This is a genomic window from Pseudomonas sp. Pseusp49, from assembly GCF_059491875.1.
In genome coordinates, this window is the sequence record NZ_CP168514.1 from 4,914,368 (window position 1) to 4,935,000 (window position 20,633).

14 protein-coding genes, 2 rRNA genes and 1 pseudogene (1 of these 17 cut by a window edge) are annotated in these 20,633 nt (G+C 59.6%); 9 read left to right on the top strand and 8 right to left on the bottom strand.

The genetic code is table 11. From position 1 onward, the window contains the following. Window positions 1-308 precede the first annotated feature (308 nt). Genes ACEN83_RS21755 through ACEN83_RS21775 form a run of 5 tightly spaced genes read right to left on the bottom strand, consistent with a single transcriptional unit; the run spans window position 309 to window position 6,046 of the window. Complete coding sequence (locus tag ACEN83_RS21755; RefSeq protein WP_495578402.1) at window positions 309-1,142, bottom strand: class I SAM-dependent methyltransferase; 834 nt, start codon at window positions 1,140-1,142, stop codon at window positions 309-311. Continuing rightward, window positions 1,136-2,293, bottom strand: coding sequence for an acyltransferase family protein (locus ACEN83_RS21760; protein WP_007970673.1), 1,158 nt, complete (start codon window positions 2,291-2,293; stop codon window positions 1,136-1,138). The genes ACEN83_RS21755 and ACEN83_RS21760 overlap by 7 nt, the downstream gene beginning before the upstream one ends. Next, the gene (locus ACEN83_RS21765) at window positions 2,290-3,156 is read right to left on the bottom strand and encodes a class I SAM-dependent methyltransferase (protein ID WP_495578403.1); all 867 of its coding nucleotides are present in this window, start codon (window positions 3,154-3,156) and stop codon (window positions 2,290-2,292) included. Before ACEN83_RS21765 ends, ACEN83_RS21760 begins: the two co-directional genes overlap by 4 nt. Further along, window positions 3,153-4,457 (bottom strand): glycosyltransferase, encoded by a 1,305-nt coding sequence (locus tag ACEN83_RS21770; RefSeq protein WP_495578404.1) that lies wholly within the window; start codon window positions 4,455-4,457, stop codon window positions 3,153-3,155. Before ACEN83_RS21770 ends, ACEN83_RS21765 begins: the two co-directional genes overlap by 4 nt. Continuing rightward, entirely contained in the window at window positions 4,451-6,046 is a 1,596-nt protein-coding gene (locus ACEN83_RS21775; protein WP_495578405.1) for a glycosyltransferase, read from the bottom strand. The genes ACEN83_RS21770 and ACEN83_RS21775 overlap by 7 nt, the downstream gene beginning before the upstream one ends. Before the next feature lie 422 nt (window positions 6,047-6,468). On the opposite strand from ACEN83_RS21775, the gene ACEN83_RS21780 reads away from it, so the two are divergent. From ACEN83_RS21780 to ACEN83_RS21820, 9 genes and pseudogenes are all read left to right on the top strand, one after another. Continuing rightward, window positions 6,469-7,383, top strand: a complete 915-nt coding sequence (locus ACEN83_RS21780) for a GDP-mannose 4,6-dehydratase (protein WP_495578406.1) — start codon at window positions 6,469-6,471, stop codon at window positions 7,381-7,383. Beyond that, window positions 7,380-8,351, top strand: a complete 972-nt coding sequence (gene gmd, locus ACEN83_RS21785; protein ID WP_495578407.1) for a GDP-mannose 4,6-dehydratase — start codon at window positions 7,380-7,382, stop codon at window positions 8,349-8,351. The genes ACEN83_RS21780 and gmd overlap by 4 nt, the downstream gene beginning before the upstream one ends. A gap of 3 nt (window positions 8,352-8,354) precedes the next feature. Further along, on the top strand, window positions 8,355-9,797 hold the full coding sequence (locus tag ACEN83_RS21790) for a mannose-1-phosphate guanylyltransferase/mannose-6-phosphate isomerase (protein ID WP_258682021.1): 1,443 nt from the start codon (window positions 8,355-8,357) through the stop codon (window positions 9,795-9,797). Then, window positions 9,798-10,595, top strand: coding sequence for an ABC transporter permease (locus tag ACEN83_RS21795; protein ID WP_495578408.1), 798 nt, complete (start codon window positions 9,798-9,800; stop codon window positions 10,593-10,595). After that, complete coding sequence (locus tag ACEN83_RS21800) at window positions 10,595-11,854, top strand: ABC transporter ATP-binding protein (protein WP_495578409.1); 1,260 nt, start codon at window positions 10,595-10,597, stop codon at window positions 11,852-11,854. Before ACEN83_RS21795 ends, ACEN83_RS21800 begins: the two co-directional genes overlap by 1 nt. After that, window positions 11,851-13,227 carry a glycosyltransferase family 4 protein gene (locus tag ACEN83_RS21805; RefSeq protein ID WP_495578410.1) on the top strand — a complete coding sequence of 459 codons (1,377 nt, stop codon included), beginning with the start codon at window positions 11,851-11,853 and terminating at the stop codon, window positions 13,225-13,227. The genes ACEN83_RS21800 and ACEN83_RS21805 overlap by 4 nt, the downstream gene beginning before the upstream one ends. Further along, the gene (locus ACEN83_RS21810; RefSeq protein ID WP_495578411.1) at window positions 13,211-14,341 is read left to right on the top strand and encodes a glycosyltransferase family 4 protein; all 1,131 of its coding nucleotides are present in this window, start codon (window positions 13,211-13,213) and stop codon (window positions 14,339-14,341) included. The genes ACEN83_RS21805 and ACEN83_RS21810 overlap by 17 nt, the downstream gene beginning before the upstream one ends. Window position 14,342: 1 nt before the next feature. Then, on the top strand, window positions 14,343-15,473 hold the full coding sequence (locus tag ACEN83_RS21815) for a glycosyltransferase family 4 protein (RefSeq protein WP_495578412.1): 1,131 nt from the start codon (window positions 14,343-14,345) through the stop codon (window positions 15,471-15,473). Window positions 15,474-15,695: 222 nt separating this feature from the next. Continuing rightward, window positions 15,696-15,863, top strand: a pseudogene (locus ACEN83_RS21820) (LysR family transcriptional regulator); the annotation flags it as partial. Between the two features lie 12 nt (window positions 15,864-15,875). Here the strand turns inward: ACEN83_RS21820 and mrdA are convergent. The 3 genes from mrdA to ACEN83_RS21835 form a co-directional block, all read right to left on the bottom strand. Continuing rightward, window positions 15,876-17,768 (bottom strand): penicillin-binding protein 2, encoded by a 1,893-nt coding sequence (gene mrdA / locus ACEN83_RS21825; RefSeq protein ID WP_495578413.1) that lies wholly within the window; start codon window positions 17,766-17,768, stop codon window positions 15,876-15,878. A gap of 200 nt (window positions 17,769-17,968) precedes the next feature. Continuing rightward, a 5S ribosomal RNA gene (gene rrf / locus ACEN83_RS21830) occupies window positions 17,969-18,084 on the bottom strand. A 155-nt stretch (window positions 18,085-18,239) separates the two neighbouring features. Next, window positions 18,240-20,633: ribosomal RNA gene (locus ACEN83_RS21835) — 23S ribosomal RNA — on the bottom strand; it runs 500 nt beyond the window's last position.

A 20,633-nucleotide genomic window follows, 5' to 3' on the forward strand; every position in this document is an offset into this window, starting at 1 on the left:
ATGAGCCATTACCCAGGGCGAAGAAAAAGCTCAGATTAATGAACAGGCTGTTTCAGAATGTTTCAAGCAAGAGGAAGCGTGAGGGGGGAATATTCCTCAACTTTGGTGGTAACCGCCCAGTTGGGTGGGTGTAATGCCCCATTTATGGAGAGAGGGGCGGCCCTGTTGCACCGGCCGCATTTGCCAGGGGCTGCCTGCCCCCGCAGCCTGGCGGACTTTGCTGATCCGGCTTGATGCGATGCTACGGGACGGCATCCATGGCTGTGCCTGACGGCCTGTTGCAGACCGTCACCCCCACCGTTGGCCAATCAGGGTTTACGCGCAATGATCACCTGGCTCTTGGCTACCACCGCATCCAGCGCCTGCTTGATCTGTGTACCCCGCGGCGAAGCCAGGATCGCCTGCCAGGTGTCCGCCCAGTGGTTGAGCAATGGATGGTCCGGGTTGCTGAAGTCGACCTTGGCTTCCCAGAACAGCAGCATCCACATCGACCAGTAGAATCCATACTGGCTGTGGCTGATCACTTCCAGGCCGGCATCGCTGACCATGGCCTTGAACTGCGCTTCGCTGATGATGCGAATGTGGTTGGGCTTCTGGAAGTACTCGGCCGCCGCGATGTCTTTCTGCAGGTCTTCGGAGCTGGGGTGCGGGACGCTCAGCAGATACAACGCTCCCGGTTTACCCACTCGCACCAGTTCAGCGAGGAACTGGACCGGATCGTCCACATGCTCGATGACCTCGGTCGACACCACCCGAGTGGCGGTCGCATCCGCAATCGGCAGCGGGTTGCAATCGGTGACGTGGCATTCGACGTCGCGGGCCGGTGTATCGCTCAAGCGCTGGCGGGTCGCTTCGACCTTGGCCGCGTCGATATCGGCGATGATGATCTTCGCTCCGCGCATCCCGCAGAAATGCACGTTGCCGCCGTCGCCACAGCCCACATCCAGCAGTGTGTCCTCGGGGGTCACCGGGAAACCGCTGAACAGTTCGCCGGTCTGCTGATTGAACCAGCCGCTGAGCATGGCGTCGTGCAGGCCGAGCATATAGGGGTCGACCTTCTCCGCCAGGGGTGGGGCAGGCGCAATCTCTGGCTGCACAGGCGCGGGCGTGCCCGCCGTGAGTTTCTTCAAAAGGCTCAGCATGAGGTGGCTCCAGAGGATGAGACGGCTGTTCGGGAGGTGCCCAGGCGTTTGACCAGCGAGGCGCCGCGGTTGCGCATGGGCATTTCGATGTAGCGATAGTTGAGTTCGCTCAGCAGCACGATCAGGCCGCCTGCCATCAGCAACATCAGTATCGGATGGCCAGCCGGGCTGGGCAGCCCGGCAGCCTGCAAACGGAAAATGAATTCACGTACCAGCAAGTAGGCCGGGATATGGATCAGGTAGATCCCGTAGGAACGGCTGCCGACCCACGTCATCAGGTGCTTGAACACACCGCGCGGCAACAGGTAATCGCGGTTGTAGGAAGCGATCCAGACCAGCACTGCGCACAGCACCGCGATCACACCGATCCGGTAATGGGTAAAGGTAAAGCGATCCGTGGCCATGTAGCTGAGCAGCAGCGACACCGTGATCAGTGCGGCAACACCCGCCCATGGACGACGCAGGAATGTTGGCTCCCAGCGCAGGTACGACGGTTGCGTACTCCACATCGCCAACAGCACGCCAAGGGCCAGCGCGTCGGTGCGCACCACCATCAGGATCGGCGTGCGCAAGGTGAACAACTGCACCGCAACCAGCGCCAGCAAAGGCCACACAAGGTGTTTGCGAAACAGCACGATCATCAGCGGGAACAGCAGATAGAACTGCTCTTCCAGCGACAGGCTCCAGTACACGAAACTGGTGCCGTACTCGTAGCGATAGAAACTGTCGGCAAAGCGGAAATTGGCGTACTGCGCGACACCGGCCAGGGTCGCCTGAAGGTTCGCGTGCAGGGTGCCGAAGGCGCCGGAGCGGTTGAGAAAAAGGCACGCCAGCAACATCAGCGCCAGCCACAACCAGGCTGACGGCAGCAATCGAAAGGCCCGGCGCAACCAGAAATTGCGCGTCTGTTGCCAATACTCCCGGCGCGTTGTGCAGCGGCGCATGGCCGGGATCAGGCTGCGGGCAATGACAAAGCCCGAGATCGCGAAAAACAGATCCACGCCCCACCACGGCTGGCAGTACAGCGTGATGGCCTGCAGCAAGGGCACAGCCGCCGCGAACAGGCTGTCCTGCAAATGATGAAACAGCACGCCAAGCACCGCGATGCCGCGCAACAGTTCGATGTCCATGATCCGTTTTTCGTTGCTCATGCGCCCTCCCGGACATGAGGTTTTCGAGCAATGATCACCTGGCTCTTGGGCATGAACCGGTCCAGCATCTGCTTGATCGCCAACCCGTCGGGCTGTGCCAGCAAGTCCTGCCAGGTTTTCGCCCAGCTCTCCATCAGCGGCGGGTACGGCGCCTGGATCCGGTCGCGAACCGCACCCCCCAGGTCGCGCCCGGCGGCCCGTTCACTGGCCCAGAAAAAAATCATGCCCATGACCCAGAAAAACCCGGTGGCCTGGCGATGTTCGATGACCAGGCCTGCGTCCTCCACCAGCGCGGCGAACCGCTCGGGGGTGAATATCTGCACATGGTTGGGCGATTGAAAGTAGCTGGCCGGGGCGATGCCTTTCTGCAAATGCTCGCCCACCGGCGACGGTACGCTCAGCAGGTACTGCGCGCCGGGGCGGCCCATACGCACCAGCTCGGCCATGAAGGGTTCCGGCTGGTCGATATGCTCGAGCACTTCCATGCACACGACTTTGCTCGCGCAACCATCGGCCAATGGCAGCGGCAGGCTGTTGCTGACCAGACCGAGATTCGCTTTATCCGACTGCGCTTGCACTTGCAGCGCCAGGTCGCGGACCTTGTCGTGTTCACTGTCGGTGAAGATCACCGAAGCGCCTTGACGCACCGCAAACAAGGTCGCGACCCCTTCGCCACAGCCGACATCCAGCAAGGTGTCGTCGGCGGTGATGGCAAACCCTTTGAGCAATTCGCCGCTGTCGCCCAGAAACCAGCCGTCGAGCAGGGCATCGTACAAACCGATGTCCCTGGGCGAGACTCGCTTTTCTGGTGGGGCGACCGCTGCCGGTGCGGGTCGTAACTTCGCAAGCAGGCGCCGGATCATGTGTCCGACGCTTGTGCGCAGTTTGCTTCACGCCGTTGCAGCAACTGCTCGAACACCGCCTTCAGGCGCTGCTCGGCAACGGCCTGGCTGCAGAATCCCTGCAGGCTGCGAACGGCATGGGCCGACATCCGCTGATAGCGCTCGACGTCCTGTTTGGCAACGTCATGGCTGGCGGAAAAAGCCGTACACAGAGAGTCCCAGTCCGTGACGTAGCGCAGGGTACGATAGGCTGCACGAGGATCGTGGGGCCAGGATGTCAGCTCGTCGGTGCCTTCGACGATAAACGCGTTGTCACGGTCGATGTAGTCGGCCATTGCGGTATTCAGCGGCGCAATCGCCGGCTTGCCGCAGGACATGAACTCCATCAACGGCAGGCACTGCCCCTCACCATAGGAGCAGTTGACGACGTAACTGGTGGCCTCGACCAGGCGCTCGTAGTCGATGTCGGCCAGATAGCCGTGGATCAACACGATGCGGCACTGGTAGGACTGGTTCTTGTAGACGTGGTGCATCATGTCGGTCAGTGCATTGGCGATGTCATGGTGCGTGAGCTTGAGCACCAGGGTCGCGTCGGGTGTATCGCGGAAGGCAGTGCAGAACGCACTGATCATGTCCTTCCAGTTCTTGCGGCCATCGTACGGATTGAACACCGAGGTGTAGACCACGCCCTCGAGCAACAGCTCGCAGTCGCGCGGCGGTTGATCGAAGGCGATCGGCGTGCCCTCGCGCAAACGCTCGGGGCCATAGGGGCGCAAGTCCGCCGTGCGACTGTCGATCAACAGCCCGCGCAGGTTCAGGCGCGTGGGGCCCACGACCGGACGCTTGTCCAGCAGCTCACCGCGGGCGGCAAAACGGTCCCAGACGGGGGCCGCGATGGCGCTGATCGGGTAATCGCGGCCCATCACATCGTGCACGGCATTCACGGTAAAACTGGAGTGGGTGATCGCCGTCCCGCAGGTGCCCAACACCATCCGCCAGTCATGTCGCGGTTCACTCTGCCAACTCTCGGTGGGAATGGTGCTGAACTCCCAGGCGAACACCGGAATCGTCGGGCACGCGTAGTGGACCGGCGTGCGATGCGGCGGGGAGAAGGACAGGAACACGCAGTCTTCGCCCCGGCCCAGGCAATCGAAATACAGCCGGTCGACCAACTCGTCCGGGTTGCTGACCTCGATCACTTGCCCCAGCCGTTCGAGCACCGGGCGGAATTCCTTGAGGACGAAGTAATAGCTGTACTCGGGTCGCCCCAGATTCTGCTGGATGTTGCTCTTGTTGGTTTCCGAATGAATGATGATCAGCACGATGCAGCTCCCGTTTCGGCAACCACCGGCACGACATCACGGACGGATTCCTGTTTGAAGAACAGCGCCAGCCGCTGCTGCACCGGCGCGAAGCTGCAGTATTCGTGCATGCGTTCGCTGGCCGCGACCGCCATGGCCTGCCAGGCGTCCGGCCGGTTTTTTGCCATGGCGTAGCTGTTCTCATAAGCCGTTTTCAACGAACCCCAATCCGGACGGTGACGCAGGGTGCGATACAGGATTCGCGCATCTTCCGGCCAGATCGTCGGTTCCTGGCTGGACTTGACGACGAAGGCCACACGTTCGTCGATATAGTCGCCCATCGCCGTGTGGTTCGGGGCGATCACCGGCCGGGCGCACGACATGAACTCCATCAGCGGCAGGCACAGGCCTTCGCAGCGTGACGCGTTGACGTAGTAACTCGCCGCGCCATAGAGACGGGCGAACTGCTCGTCCTGCAGATAACCGTGCATGACCACCACGCGACAGGCGAAGGGCGAGAGTTGGGACAGCAAGGTGATAAGCTCGACGTAATAGGTCGACAGGTCGTTCTGGGTCATCTTCAACACGAGCGTGGCGTCCTCTACATCACGCAGCGCCCAGCAGAACGCCGTGATCAGGTGGTGCCAGTTCTTGCGACCATCATCAGGGTTGAACACGCTCACGTAGATGACGCCGTCGACCTCGATTTCGACCGTTTGGCTGGTGTCAGGGAAAGCCGCTTGTGGATGCTCGTCCTGCGCGCAAGCTGCGCTGAGGGCGGGTTCATCCGGCACGGAGGGTACGCTGACGACAGATTCGATCGGCAACGGCTGAGGCCTGCGAAACCTGGCCAGCCATGGGCGAACGGCATCCGGCACCAGATCGCGAATGGCTTCGCAATACCACAGCAGCACGTAATGCCTTGTGATGAAGAGGCGTCGCCGCAGGGTCAACGGCGGCGCGGGTTGCGGTTCTGGTTCTGGTTCTGGTTCTGGTATTGGCTCCGGCTCAACGATTTCCACGGGTGGTTGCTCGATGATCGGCGCGATCAGGCCATCGGCGGACAACCCCATCGCGCGGCTGTCCAGGATGCAACCCTTGATCTGCAGCGTGGCACCGGCGTTCACCGGCGCACCGGGATACTGCTGGCGAATGTCGGCGAAGCGTTCCCACAAAGGCGTCGGCAGCACCAGCACCGGGAAGTCGTCGCCCAAGGTTCGATGGATGGCCTCGGCAGTGTGGGTGGACAAGGTGATCACCCGCCCCAGGCGTGCCAGTGTCCGGCTCCAGTCCTGCCGCGGATCGTTGTCCCAGTGCTCGGCGGGAATAGTGTCGAACTCCCAGGCGACCACGCACACCATCGGACATTGCAAGTCAGTGGGAGTCTTGTGCGGTGGCGCGAACGAAATGAACAGGCAGTCCTGACCGGCCTGCTGCAACTGTCGGTACAGCGGATCGACTTCAGAGGCCGATGACACGACGTGCACCGGTCCCAGGCTTTCGAACAACGGCCGATACGCCTTGAGCACGAAGTAGTAACTGTACTCGGGACGGCCGAGACTCTGGCTGATGGAGCTGTCGTTGACGTCGGAGTAAAGAATGAAGTTCATGGCACCCCACGGTGACGCCGCCATCCCGGCAGCCTCACGCTATGACGGGGAGGACAGGGTTCGAGCCCGCGTTTAGCAGCGCTCGCCCATCGTCTTCCTGCTCGTCTACGTTCTTGTTTTAGTGGTCAGTTTCTCGCAGTTTCGAAGTGACGCTGCCGAACCCCGGGTAATCGTGACGAGGGGCATTCTAACCACATCCGTTGATGATTCGTGAACCGCCCGACGAGAATAAATCGGGGTACGCTGACGAGAACCGATCAGTCACGATTGGACTTGTTGAAATTGCCGAGCAAATGGCACAGATTGGCTACCAAACAACTACAACAAACATTTCACCCACCATTCGAGCGATCATGTCGCTCGCAAGTTTTTCCATGGAGCCTGTGGAAAATGGATGAAATGCATGACCAAGGGGTCGCTGTTTGAAAAAACGTCTGTTTGTCACGGGTCTGAGTGGATTCGTAGGACAACACATCCAATCGCGTTTGCAGGCTGATACCTCGGAATGGGAGCTGCTGCCGGTTCCTTGCCGCTACGATCTTGCTGCGCCGGACAGCCTTGAAGGCTTGTGGCCGCAAATGCCCGATGCGGTGATTCACCTGGCCGGCCAGACGTTCGTCCCGGAGGCCTTTCGTGATCCGGCCGGCACCCTGAACATCAATCTGCTGGGCACCCTGAACCTGCTGCAAGCCCTCAAGGCACGCGGGTTCACCGGCACGTTTCTGTACGTCAGCTCCGGTGATGTCTATGGCCAGGTCGCTGAAGAGCATTTGCCCATCACTGAATTGCAGCCCCCCTGCCCGCGCAATCCTTATGCCGTGAGCAAACTGTCGGCCGAGTTCCTGAGTCTGCAATGGGGCCTGAGCGAAGGTTGGCCTGTGCTGGTTGCCCGCCCGTTCAACCATATCGGCAGCGGGCAGAAAGACAGCTTCGTCATTGCCGGCGCCGCGCACCAGATCTGCCGGATCAAGCAAGGCCTGCAAGCGCCACGACTGGAGGTCGGGGACATCGACGTCACGCGCGACTTCCTTGATGTCGCGGACGTGGTCTCGGCCTACCTGGCCTTGCTGGAAAAAGGCATACCGGGGCAGGTCTACAACATTTGCTCGGGACGCGAGCAGAGCATTCGCAGTCTGATCGAACAATTGGCAGATCTTGCCCAGGTCGACCTGCAACTGGTCCAGGACCCTGCGCGACTTCGCCGCGCGGATCAGCGTCGGGTGTGTGGCAGCCCTGACAGACTGGCCCGGACCACCGGATGGAAGTCTGAAATCACAACACAACAATCCCTGCGGGCGATCCTGTCCGACTGGGAGAAGCGAGTACGACAAGTATGACTAAAAGTGCATTGATCACGGGGATCACCGGCCAGGATGGCGCGTATCTGGCCAAACTGCTGCTCGACAAGGGTTACAAAGTCCACGGTCTGGTCGCGCGTCGCAGTAGCGACTCGCGCTGGCGCCTGCGCGAGATGGGGGTCGAGGCGGACATCGTCTACCTCGATGGCGACATGGCCGATGCCTGTTCAGTGCAGCGTGCGGTGATCAAGTCAGCGCCGGACGAGGTCTACAACCTCGCCGCGCAAAGCTTTGTCGCGGCCTCCTGGGATCAACCGGTGACCACCGGCATCGTCGACGGCCTGGGCGTTACGCACTTGCTCGAAGCGATCCGCCAGTTCAGTCCGCACACACGTTTCTATCAGGCGTCCACCAGTGAAATGTTCGGCCTGATCCAGGCCGAGCAGCAGGACGAGAACACGCCGTTCTATCCGCGCAGCCCTTATGGCGTGGCCAAGCTGTATGGCCACTGGATTACCGTGAACTACCGTGAAAGCTTCGACCTGCACGCCAGCAGCGGGATTCTGTTCAACCATGAATCACCGCTGCGCGGTATCGAGTTCGTGACACGCAAAGTCACCGACGCCGCCGCCCGGATCAAACAGGGCAAACAGCAGGAACTGCGCCTGGGCAACATAGACGCCAAGCGCGACTGGGGTTTTGCCGGGGACTACGTCGAAGCCATGTGGCTGATGCTGCAACAGGACAAACCCGACGACTTCGTGGTGGCCACCGGCGTGACCACCACCGTACGCGAGATGTGCCGGATCGCCTTCGATCATGTGGGCCTGAACTACCGCGACTACGTGAAGATCGACCCGGCGTTCTTCCGCCCGGCCGAAGTGGAAGTGCTGCTCGGCAACCCGGCCAAGGCCCAGCGTGTGCTGGGCTGGAAGCCAAAAACCGACCTGGATGCCTTGATCCGCATGATGATGGATGCGGACATGAAACGCGTTGCCAAGGAGTAGGCCATGCTGATTCCCGTGATTCTCTCCGGCGGTGCCGGGACAAGGTTGTGGCCGGTGTCGCGTGAAGGCCATCCCAAACCGTTCATGGCCTTGCCTGACGGCCAGTCGCTGCTGGGCAAGACCTATCGGCGTGCCGCCGACCTGCTTGACGGCTGGGGCGATATCGTCACAGTGACCAACCGCGAATACTACTTCCAGAGCAAGGATCACTTTCGGGACGCGCACCTTGGCCGTCATCGCGGGCACTTCCTGCTGGAACCGACGGGACGCAATACGGCGCCGGCGATTGCCGCCGCTGCCCTCTCCCTCCAGGCCCTGCATGGCGACGACGCGATCATGCTGGTCATGCCGGCCGATCATCTGATCGTCAATGTCGACGCACTCAAGGACGCAGTCGAGCATGCCGTGACATTGGCCAGGAGCGGTCACCTGGTGACCTTCGGTGTCGTGCCGACTGCTCCGGAAACCGGTTTTGGCTACATCGAGGCCGGCACACCACTGGACGACAAGGGCGCTGCCAGCGTGCGACGCTTCGTCGAAAAACCCGACTTGCAAACCGCCACGCATTACGTGGAAAGCGGCAACTTCCTGTGGAACTCCGGGATGTTCTGCTTCTCGGTCGCCACCCTGCTGGCCGAACTGCAAACCCACGCTCCCGATTTGCTGGAGCAGACGCAAACCTGCATGGCCGCCAGCGCGGCGGTGGAAAACGCCGGGAGCGTACAACAGGAACTGTCACCGGCCCTGTTTGGCGAAATCATGGACATTTCCATCGACTACGCGTTGATGGAGCGCTCCGACAAAGTGGTCGTCGTGCCCGCCCGTTTCGACTGGAGCGACATCGGCTCCTGGGGCGCGGTGGCCGCACTGGTACCGGCGGATGCACAGAACAACCGCGCCGTCGGCGAGGCGATTTTCATCGACAGCCACAACAACTTTGTCCAGAGCGACAACCGTCTGGTCGCGACCGTGGGCGTGGATGACCTGATCATCGTCGACACCGCCGACGCGGTGCTGGTAGCCCACGCCGACCGCGCCCAGGACGTGCGCCGGGTGGCCAGGCAACTCAAGGACAAAGAACACGAGGCCTATCGCTTGCACCGTACGGTCAGCCGGCCATGGGGCACCTACACCGTGCTCGAGGAAGGCCCGCGCTTCAAGATCAAACGTATCGTGGTCAAGCCCGGCGCCAAGTTGTCCTTGCAGATGCACCACCATCGCAATGAACACTGGGTCGTGGTCGAAGGCATGGCCAAGGTCACCAACAACGGCACCGGCACGCACCTGGTGGCCAAGAACGAATCGACCTTCATTGCCGCCGGTCACAAGCATCGCCTGGAGAATCCCGGTGTGATCGACCTTGTGATCATCGAAGTGCAAAGCGGCGAATACCTGGGAGAGGACGACATCGTCCGCTTCGAAGACCAATACGGGCGGACGGTTTGAATGCTGCGTAATCTTTACCAATCGCTGTGGAGTTACAGGGGTTTCATCCTCGGCAGCGTCAAACGAGAGTTCCAGGCGCGTTATCGCAACTCGCTGTTCGGTGCCTTGTGGACCGTGCTCAATCCACTGTCGATGATCCTGGTCTACACGGTGATCTTTTCCACGATCATGCGCGCCCGCTTGCCGGGCGTAGATGATGGGCTCGCCTACAGTGTCTACCTTTGCGCCGGCCTGCTCACCTGGGGCCTGTTCGCCGAGATCACCACGCGCAGCCAGAGCATGTTCCTGGAAAATGCCAATCTGCTGAAGAAAATCAGCTTCCCGCGAATCTGCCTGCCGGTCATCGCGCTGCTCAATGCCGGGATCAATTTCGCGATCATCCTGGGCTTGTTCCTCGGCTTCCTGTTGATCAGCGGGCGGCTGCCCGGCATCGCGTTACTGGCGCTGGTGCCGTTGCTGATCCTGCAAGTGATGTTCGCCGCGGGGCTGGGGATGATCCTGGGTGTGCTCAACGTGTTCTTTCGCGACGTCGGTCAGTTTTTCGGCATCTGCCTGCAATTCTGGTTCTGGCTGACGCCGATCGTTTATCCGCTGTCGATCCTGCCGTCGGGTATCCAGAGCTTCATCGAACTGAACCCGATGACGGCACTGATGAACAGCTACCAGAACCTGTTTCTCTACAACCAATGGCCGAACTGGAGCTCGCTGGTCCCGTTGCTGGTGATCGGCCTGTTGTTCTGCGGGATGGCGCTGCGGCTGTTCCGCCAGCGTGTCGGTGAAATGGTGGACGAGCTCTGATGGGACAGATACGTGTCAGTGGCCTGGGCAAGGCCTACAAGCAATACCCGAATCGCTGGAGCCGGTTGTTCGAATGGCTGGTGCCCTTTTCCCCTACCCGGCATCAGTTGCACTGGGTGCTGCGAGGGGTCGATTTCGAGATTCAGCCTGGCGAAGCCGTGGGCATCGTCGGGGTCAACGGTGCCGGCAAAAGTACGCTGTTGAAGATGATCACCGGCACCACCCAGCCAACCTGCGGCGACATCCAGTTGCAAGGCCGCGTGGCCGCGCTGCTTGAACTGGGCATGGGTTTCCACCCGGACTTCACCGGTCGGCAGAACACCTTCATGGCCGGCCAGTTGCTTGGCATGCAGGTGGAAGAAATCGAAGCGCTGATGCCGGAGATCGAGAGCTTCGCCGAAATCGGCGAGGCCATCGACCACCCGGTTCGCACCTACTCCAGTGGCATGCAGATGCGCCTGGCGTTCAGCGTAGCCACCGCGCGACGGCCGGATATCCTGATCGTCGACGAGGCGCTGTCCGTGGGTGACGCCTACTTCCAGCACAAAAGCTTCGATCGCATCCGCAACTTCCGCAAAGCCGGCACCACGTTGCTGATCGTGTCCCATGACCGCTCCGCGATCCAGTCGATCTGCGACACCGCCATCCTCCTGGAAAACGGGCGTATGGCCATGCACGGCAAACCCGAAGAAGTGATGGACTACTACAACGCCATGCTCGCCCAGCGCGAGGGCCAGACGGTGCGCCAGGAAATGCTCGCCAACGGGCAGGTGCAAACCATTTCCGGGACAGGCGAAGCGGGCATTCTCAGCGTCCGTCTGCTTGACCCCAAGGGCCGTTCGGTGGAAGTGGCAGAAGTCGGTCAGGCGATGGTCCTGGAAGTGCAGGTCGAGGTGCGCCAGGATATCGAACGGCTGATTCTCGGCTTCATGATCAAGGATCGCCTCGGCCAGCCCATGTACGGCATCAATACCCACCGGATCGACAAAGCCCTCACCGACCTGAGTGCCGGCGAACGCATCACCTACCGTTTTGCCTTCGACATGCGCCTGGGCAAAGGCAATTATTCAGTGGCCCTGAGCCTGTCGCGGCTGGATTCGCATCTGGATCGCAATTTCGAATGGCGTGACTACGGGCTGGTCTTCCACGTGATCAACAATCGCCAGGAAGACTTCGTGGGCTGCTCCTGGCTCGAAGCGCAGACCAGCGTAACCCGTTCCAGTGAGAATCGGGTGGAATCTATTGGGGAAACACGATGACCAGATTGTTGGTGGAATGTACCTACGTCTTCGAACACCCGGATGCCAACTCGGGTATTCAACGGGTCGTTCGTAATGTAATTCAGCAATTGCCGGCCGCAGACACCCAGCGTGAATGCATTCCGGTGGTGATGCTCAATGGCGCGTTGTTCGAGGTGAAAAGCCTGGCCCCTTTACCGACCGTCAAAGTGGATTTGACGAGCCTGCGGGTGAAGATCGAGCAGGTCGCCAATCAGTTCTGGTTGCGCCACCGCACGCTGGAACGACGCCGTCCTTTCAGCCAATCGAAGCTCGCCCGCGGGGTGCTTTATGTCGGTTGCCGACTCACCGCATTTGCCTGCCTGAGCCTGCCGATTCGCCTGCTGGACCGGATACTCAAGGGCAAGCCGGTTCCCGAGCGCTGCGTGCCATTGAAACATCGCTCTGGCGACCAGTTGGTGCTGCTGGACTCGTCCTGGCACGCCAATTTTTTCCCCCTGGCCGAGCAACTCAAGCGTGACGGGGTCGGCATCGTGTCGGTGATCTACGACTTGATTCCCCTGACCCACCCGCAGTTCTGCGATGGCGGGCTGGTGAAGGTGTTCAATGAATGGTTCGACTGGATCGCCCGTACCGCCGATGGCTACGTGACGATCTCGACCACCATCCGCGACCAGGTGCGCCAGGAAATGACCCGCAGGATCGGCACCGCGCAGGTCCAGCAACGCTGGTTCGATTACTTTCACCTCGGCTCCGAGCTCGACCTGAGCGATGCCCGCTCCGCCGTCGACCCGGGGCTGCTGCAGATGTTCAAATCGGCGGACCCTGTCTTCCTGATGGTCAGCACCATCGAACCGCGCAAGAACCATGCGTATCTGCTCGACGCGTTCGAGCGCGCCTGGGCGGCCGGGTCCAGGGCCCGCCTGTGCATCGTCGGCAAGATCGGCTGGAAGTGCGAGGCGCTGATCGAGCGTATCCGCCTGCATCCGCAGTTGAACCAGCGCCTGTTCATGTTCAACACGCTCTCGGACAAGAGCCTGGAACACGCCTATTCCCACGCGACATCGCTGGTGTTCCCGTCCTACGTCGAAGGGTTCGGGTTGCCGCTGGTGGAAGCCATGCAGCGTGGTCTGCCGGCAATGGCCAGCGACATCCCGGTGTTCCGCGAAATCGGTGGAGAGTACATGGCGTACTTCGATCTTACCGCCCCGCAGAACCTGGCCGACATGATCATCGACATGGAAACGAGCGGCGCATTTCCCGCGCCCCTCAACCTGGATAACTGGCGCTGGCTGAGCTGGCGCGAGGCAAGTGCGCAACTGGTCGATCGCATACAGTACAACCTGCACAGCGATGCGAGGGTGCCTGAGAGTCAGCATGCGAATTGCCCTTAACGCCCGCATCCTCCAGGCCCCGCGCACGGGCATCGGCCACTACGTCGCCGAACTGGCGACAGCCCTGGCCCGAGAACCAGACGTCGATCTGGCGTTGTTCCATGGCTGGCGCTGGAGTTCAAGCCTGCCTGAAGCGGCGATGCCCGGTTACTCGCGTTTGACGCCATTGTTGCGACAGATCCCGGGGGCCTATCAGGCACGGCGCTGGCTGGAACAGAAGCGCTTCGACCAGCGACCCGCCCAGGCAATCGATCTGTATCACGAGCCGAGCCTGTGGCCGCTGTCGTTCAACGGCCCGACCATCATCACGCTGCATGACCTCACCCACCTGCACTATCCCGACACTCAACCACCGGCCCGTCTGCGCGAAATCGAGCGGCGACTGGCCGACGGCGTACAACGGGCGCGGCTGATTCTGACGGACTCGCAGCACATCGCCGATGAAGCGCAGGCCTGGTTCGCACTGCCTGCCGAGCGCTTCGTGGTGGCACCGCTGGGTGTGGCCGCACGATTCCACCCGCGTGAACCCGAGGCCATCGATCGCGTCCTCAAGACCCACGGCGTCGAGGCGCGGGAGTATTTTCTCTGCGTCGGCACCCTGGAGCCGCGCAAGAACCTGACCCAGGCCCTGCGCGCCCATGCCCGACTACCGGAAACTGTGCGCCAGCGTTTTCCCTTGCTGATCGCCGGTATGGCCGGCTGGCAGCGTCAGCAGTTCAACGACGAGTTGCGTTCGGCCCTCGCCTCAGGTCACGTGTGCCTGCTGGGTTACCTGCCCGACGAGGATCTGGCGCAATTGCTGGCCGGCGCCCGGGCGCTGGTCTTCCCTTCCTTGTACGAGGGGTTCGGTCTGCCGGTGCTGGAAGCCATGGCCAGTGGCACCCCGGTGATTCTGACGGGTATATCGGCGATGCCGGAGGTGGCTGGCGAGGCCGGCAACTACATCGAGGCGCACGACCCTGACACCTTGCGCGATGCCATGCTGCGGTTGATCGACGACCCGGCACACTGGCAGGCCTGTCGCGAGACGGGTTTGCAGCGGGCGAAGCTTTTTTCCTGGGAGCGTTGTGCGACGGTGACCGCCCGCGCCTACCGCCAGGCTATGGAGAACTGATATGCGCGTTCTGCACTTTTACAAAACCTATTTGCCCGACTCCATGGGCGGCATCGCGCAAGTCATTTTCCAGATGAGCGAAATTGGCGTGCGCCATGGTGTCGACAGCACGGTACTGACCCTGAGCAATAACCCGGCGCCGGGCGTGTTGCAGATCCGCGAGCACCAGGTGCATCAGGCCAGAATGGATTTTCAATTCGCCTCCACCGGTTTTTCCTACAGCGTGTTCAAGCAGTTTCGTGAGCTCGCGGCTGAGGCCGACGTGGTCAACTACCACTTCCCCTGGCCTTTCATGGACCTGGTGCATTTTGCAAGCGCCACCAAAAAGCCCAGCGTGGTGAGTTACCACTCCGACATCATTCGCCAGCGTTATTTGCTCAAGCTGTACCGTCCGTTGATGCGCCGGTTCCTGGACAGCGCGGATCGAATCACCGTGGCGTCCCCCAACTACTTTCACACCAGCGACGTGCTCAAGGACTACCGGGACAAGACCAGAATCATCACCTACGGCCTGGACAAGTCGGGTTATCCGAAGCATGACGCGGCACGGGCCGATCGTTGGCGCCAGAAGCTGGGAGACAAATTCTTCCTGTTCGTCGGTGTCATGCGCTACTACAAGGGGTTGCACATTCTGCTCGAAGCGATGCGGGGACTGAACTATCCCGTGGTGATCGTCGGTGCCGGCCCGCTGGAAGAAGAGCTGCATGCCCAGGCCAGGACACTGGGGCTGCAGAACCTGCACTTTCTCGGCTTCCTCGGTGATGAAGACAAGGTTGCCTTGCTCGAGTTGAGTTATGCAGTGGTGTTTCCGTCGCACCTGCGTTCCGAAGCCTTCGGCATTTCACTGCTTGAAGGCGCGATGTATGGCAAACCGATGATCTCCAGTGAGATTGGCACGGGCACCAGTTACATCAACATCCATAACGAAACCGGACTGGTGGTGCCGCCCAGTGATCCACTGGCGTTTCGTCAGGCGATGCGCACGCTTTGGGAAAACCCGGTGCTGGCGGCACAAATGGGCGAGAAGGCGCAGGCCCGCTATCAGAATCTGTTTACGGCGGACGAAATGGGTCGCAAATGGGCGGCGTTGTATGAGGAACTGCTGGAAGAAAAAAACCTCGCCTACGCATGAGGCTTTTTTGCAGGATCCGACTTGCTTCGGCTGCGGCGTGCCAATAGCGTTACGAACTCGCGATTGTAGATTTTCCATGGCTTGCGCACGGCGCTTGCAAGCCATGGACTTTCCCCATCGCCCCCTGACTTGCAGATGAACGTCTATGCAATGCCTGCGCAATGACCGTCTGGACTGGAACCTTCTGCACACCTTTCGGCTGATTGGCCAGGAGCTGAGCATGCAGCGGACGTCGACGCCGGATTACTCTGGCGCCTGCCGCCCCACGAAGGGATTGCCGATGTCGACATTCATTTGCTGTGGAACCGCGAACAGAAGATGAGCCCGGCCGAAACGGTGTTCCTGGAGAGCTTCCTGCACATGCTCAGCATCCGCGAGCCTGTGCTGTGAAGCCATGAAGGTTCAGACCTGAGGATCGCCCGGCGCCTTGCTCGGCGCTGCGTATTGCGGCTTCAGGTGCCCGTCCTGATCGAGTAGCCAGGCGTCCATGATCTGTCGTACGACCGGTCCGGCGACGCGGCCACCCGCCTCACCGTTTTCGATCATCACCGAAATCACGATCTTCGGGTGCTCGGCCGGGGCGAAACCGACGAACAAGGCATTGTCGCGGTTACGCTCACGGGTTTTCTCCCGGTTGTAACGTTCGCCCTGCTTGATCGCCACCACTTGCGCGGTACCACTCTTGCCGGCAATACGGTATTGCGCGCCCGCCGCTGCGGCCCGGGCAATACCGCGGGCATCGTGCATCACCATCTGCATGCCATGGTTGACCTGCTCCCAGTCGCGTGGATCCTTGAGCAAAATATTGGGCATTGGATGCTCATCCACCGGCGCGATGCCGTCCACGGTTTTGGCCAGGTGCGGGCGATTCCACACGCCCTTGTTGGCAATCAGCGCCGTAGCCTGGGCCAATTGCAGCGGCGTGACTTGCATGTAGCCCTGGCCGATACCGAGAATCACCGTCTCGCCAGGAAACCAGGCCTGCCGACGCGTGGCGCGCTTCCATGCCTGGGATGGCATCAGGCCGGGGGATTCTTCGTTCATGTCCAGGGAAACTTTCTCACCCAGTCCGAACATCGCCATGTAGTCGTGCAGGCGATCGATCCCCAGCTTGTGTGCGAGGTCATAGAAATAGGTGTCGTTGGAACGCATGATCGCTGCATCCATATCCACCCAGCCATCGCCGCTGTGGTTCCAGTTGCGGTACTTGTGATCGAAATCCGGCAGCTGGTAATAACCGGGGTCGAACACACGGGTCTGTGGCGTGACGACTCCCGCGTCGAGGCCGGCGATTGCGACTTCCGGCTTGATGGTCGAACCCGGCGCGTACAGACCGCGCAGCACACGGTTGAACAGCGGTCGGTCGACGGAGTCGCGTAGCGTGGAGTACTCCCTGGAGCTGATGCCGGTGACGAACAGATTAGGGTCGAAACTCGGGTTACTGACCATGGCCAGCACTTCACCGGTCGACGGATCGAGCGCAACCACCGAGCCGCGACGATCGCCCAGAGCTTGTTCGGCGGCTTCCTGCAGCTTGACGTCGAGGCTCAGGACAATGTTTTCACCCGGCACCGGATCCGTGTGCTTGAGCACTCGCAGCACGCGGCCCTGGGCATTGGTTTCGACTTCCTCATAACCGACATGGCCGTGCAGTTGCGCCTCGTAGAATTTTTCGATCCCGGTCTTGCCAATGGATTGGGTACCTCGGTACTCGACCGTATCCAGAGCCTTTGACTCTTTCTCGTTGATGCGTCCGACGTAGCCGACCGAATGCGCGAAGTGCGCACCCAACGGATAGTGCCGAACGAACTGCGGCTCGACATCGATGCCCGGCAATCGGAACTCGTTGACGGCGAGCACGGCGATCTGTTCTTCGCTCAGTTCATAGAACAGCGTCACCGGTACGAAGGGGTGACGGGCCTGCTTCATCACCTTGTCGAATTGCGAGCGGTCTTCAGCGGACAAGTGCAGGAGATTGACGACCTCATCCAGCTCTTCGTTGACATTGGAAGCACGTTCGCGGGTGATGGTCAGGTTGAAGCTGGGGCGGTTGTCCGCAAGGAGCACGCCGTTGCGGTCATAGATCAATCCGCGGGTAGGCGTAATCGGCAGGACATGTACGCGATTGTTTTCGGAGATGGTCGAGTGATAGTCGAACTCAACGACCTGCAGGACATACAGGCGTACCACCAGAGCACAGGTGATGGCGGCAACGAACAAGGCGCAGGCCAGGAGTCTCTTGTTGACCAGGCGTGTTTCTTTTTCGTGGTCCTTGATCGGTATCGGTTCAGGCACTTGTGCAGCAACTCTTTGAAAAGAATGCCGATCCGTGGGCGCAGACTCAGTCCATTAAAAATGAGCTGCACCTTACCAAACCCGGGAAGTCAGGTTTGTGTGATTTTTTTCACAATTGACCCTGAATGGGTCGTTCCCTGTTTTTTCGCGCATAAAAACAAAACCCCAACTGCTTTCGCAATTGGGGTTTCGGAATTTAATCTTGACGATGACCTACTCTCACATGGGGAAACCCCACACTACCATCGGCGATGCATCGTTTCACTTCTGAGTTCGGGATGGGATCAGGTGGTTCCAACGCTCTATGGTCGTCAAGAAATTCGGGTACCGAGTCGTGGCCAGTTGGCCTCGCTTCAGCAAATTGGGTATGTGACAGCGGGTGTTTTGCGAGTCTCTCGAACTTTCGGTTCGTTTCGTCTTCACACACCGCAATCTGGCCTCTCTCGAGTTCGCAAATTGCTTGGGTGTTATATGGTCAAGCCTCACGGGCAATTAGTATTGGTTAGCTCAACGCCTCACAGCGCTTACACACCCAACCTATCAACGTCGTAGTCTTCGACGGCCCTTCAGGGGACTCAAGGTCCCAGTGAGATCTCATCTTGAGGCAAGTTTCCCGCTTAGATGCTTTCAGCGGTTATCTTTTCCGAACATAGCTACCCGGCAATGCCACTGGCGTGACAACCGGAACACCAGAGGTTCGTCCACTCCGGTCCTCTCGTACTAGGAGCAGCCCCTCTCAAATCTCAAACGTCCACGGCAGATAGGGACCGAACTGTCTCACGACGTTCTAAACCCAGCTCGCGTACCACTTTAAATGGCGAACAGCCATACCCTTGGGACCGGCTTCAGCCCCAGGATGTGATGAGCCGACATCGAGGTGCCAAACACCGCCGTCGATATGAACTCTTGGGCGGTATCAGCCTGTTATCCCCGGAGTACCTTTTATCCGTTGAGCGATGGCCCTTCCATACAGAACCACCGGATCACTAAGACCTACTTTCGTACCTGCTCGACGTGTCTGTCTCGCAGTCAAGCGCGCTTTTGCCTTTATACTCTACGACCGATTTCCGACCGGTCTGAGCGCACCTTCGTACTCCTCCGTTACTCTTTAGGAGGAGACCGCCCCAGTCAAACTACCCACCATACACTGTCCTCGATCCGGATAACGGACCTGAGTTAGAACCTCAAAGTTGCCAGGGTGGTATTTCAAGGATGGCTCCACGCGAACTGGCGTCCACGCTTCAAAGCCTCCCACCTATCCTACACAAGCAAATTCAAAGTCCAGTGCAAAGCTATAGTAAAGGTTCACGGGGTCTTTCCGTCTAGCCGCGGATACACTGCATCTTCACAGCGATTTCAATTTCACTGAGTCTCGGGTGGAGACAGCGCCGCCATCGTTACGCCATTCGTGCAGGTCGGAACTTACCCGACAAGGAATTTCGCTACCTTAGGACCGTTATAGTTACGGCCGCCGTTTACCGGGGCTTCGATCAAGAGCTTCGCGTTAGCTAACCCCATCAATTAACCTTCCGGCACCGGGCAGGCGTCACACCCTATACGTCCACTTTCGTGTTTGCAGAGTGCTGTGTTTTTAATAAACAGTCGCAGCGGCCTGGTATCTTCGACCGGCGTGGGCTTACGGAGCAAGTCCTTCACCCTCACCGGCGCACCTTCTCCCGAAGTTACGGTGCCATTTTGCCTAGTTCCTTCACCCGAGTTCTCTCAAGCGCCTTGGTATTCTCTACCCAACCACCTGTGTCGGTTTGGGGTACGGTTCCTGGTTATCTGAAGCTTAGAAGCTTTTCTTGGAAGCATGGCATCAACCACTTCGTCACCCAAAGGGTAACTCGTCATCAGCTCTCGGCCTTAAGATCCCGGATTTACCTAAGATCTCAGCCTACCACCTTAAACTTGGACAACCAACGCCAAGCTGGCCTAGCCTTCTCCGTCCCTCCATCGCAATAACCAGAAGTACAGGAATATTAACCTGTTTTCCATCGACTACGCTTTTCAGCCTCGCCTTAGGGACCGACTAACCCTGCGTCGATTAACGTTGCGCAGGAAACCTTGGTCTTTCGGCGTGGGTGTTTTTCACACCCATTGTCGTTACTCATGTCAGCATTCGCACTTCTGATACCTCCAGCAAGCTTCTCAACTCACCTTCACAGGCTTACAGAACGCTCCTCTACCGCATCACCCGAAGGTGATACCCGTAGCTTCGGTGTATGGTTTGAGCCCCGTTACATCTTCCGCGCAGGCCGACTCGACTAGTGAGCTATTACGCTTTCTTTAAAGGGTGGCTGCTTCTAAGCCAACCTCCTAGCTGTCTAAGCCTTCCCACATCGTTTCCCACTTAACCATAACTTTGGGACCTTAGCTGACGGTCTGGGTTGTTTCCCTTTTCACGACGGACGTTAGCACCCGCCGTGTGTCTCCCATGCTCGGCACTTGTAGGTATTCGGAGTTTGCATCGGTTTGGTAAGTCGGGATGACCCCCTAGCCGAAACAGTGCTCTACCCCCTACAGTGATACATGAGGCGCTACCTAAATAGCTTTCGAGGAGAACCAGCTATCTCCGAGCTTGATTAGCCTTTCACTCCGATCCACAGGTCATCCGCTAACTTTTCAACGGTAGTCGGTTCGGTCCTCCAGTCAGTGTTACCTAACCTTCAACCTGCCCATGGATAGATCGCCCGGTTTCGGGTCTATTCCCAGCGACTAGACGCCCTATTAAGACTCGCTTTCGCTACGCCTCCCCTATTCGGTTAAGCTCGCCACTGAAAATAAGTCGCTGACCCATTATACAAAAGGTACGCAGTCACAGAACAAAGTCTGCTCCCACTGCTTGTACGCATACGGTTTCAG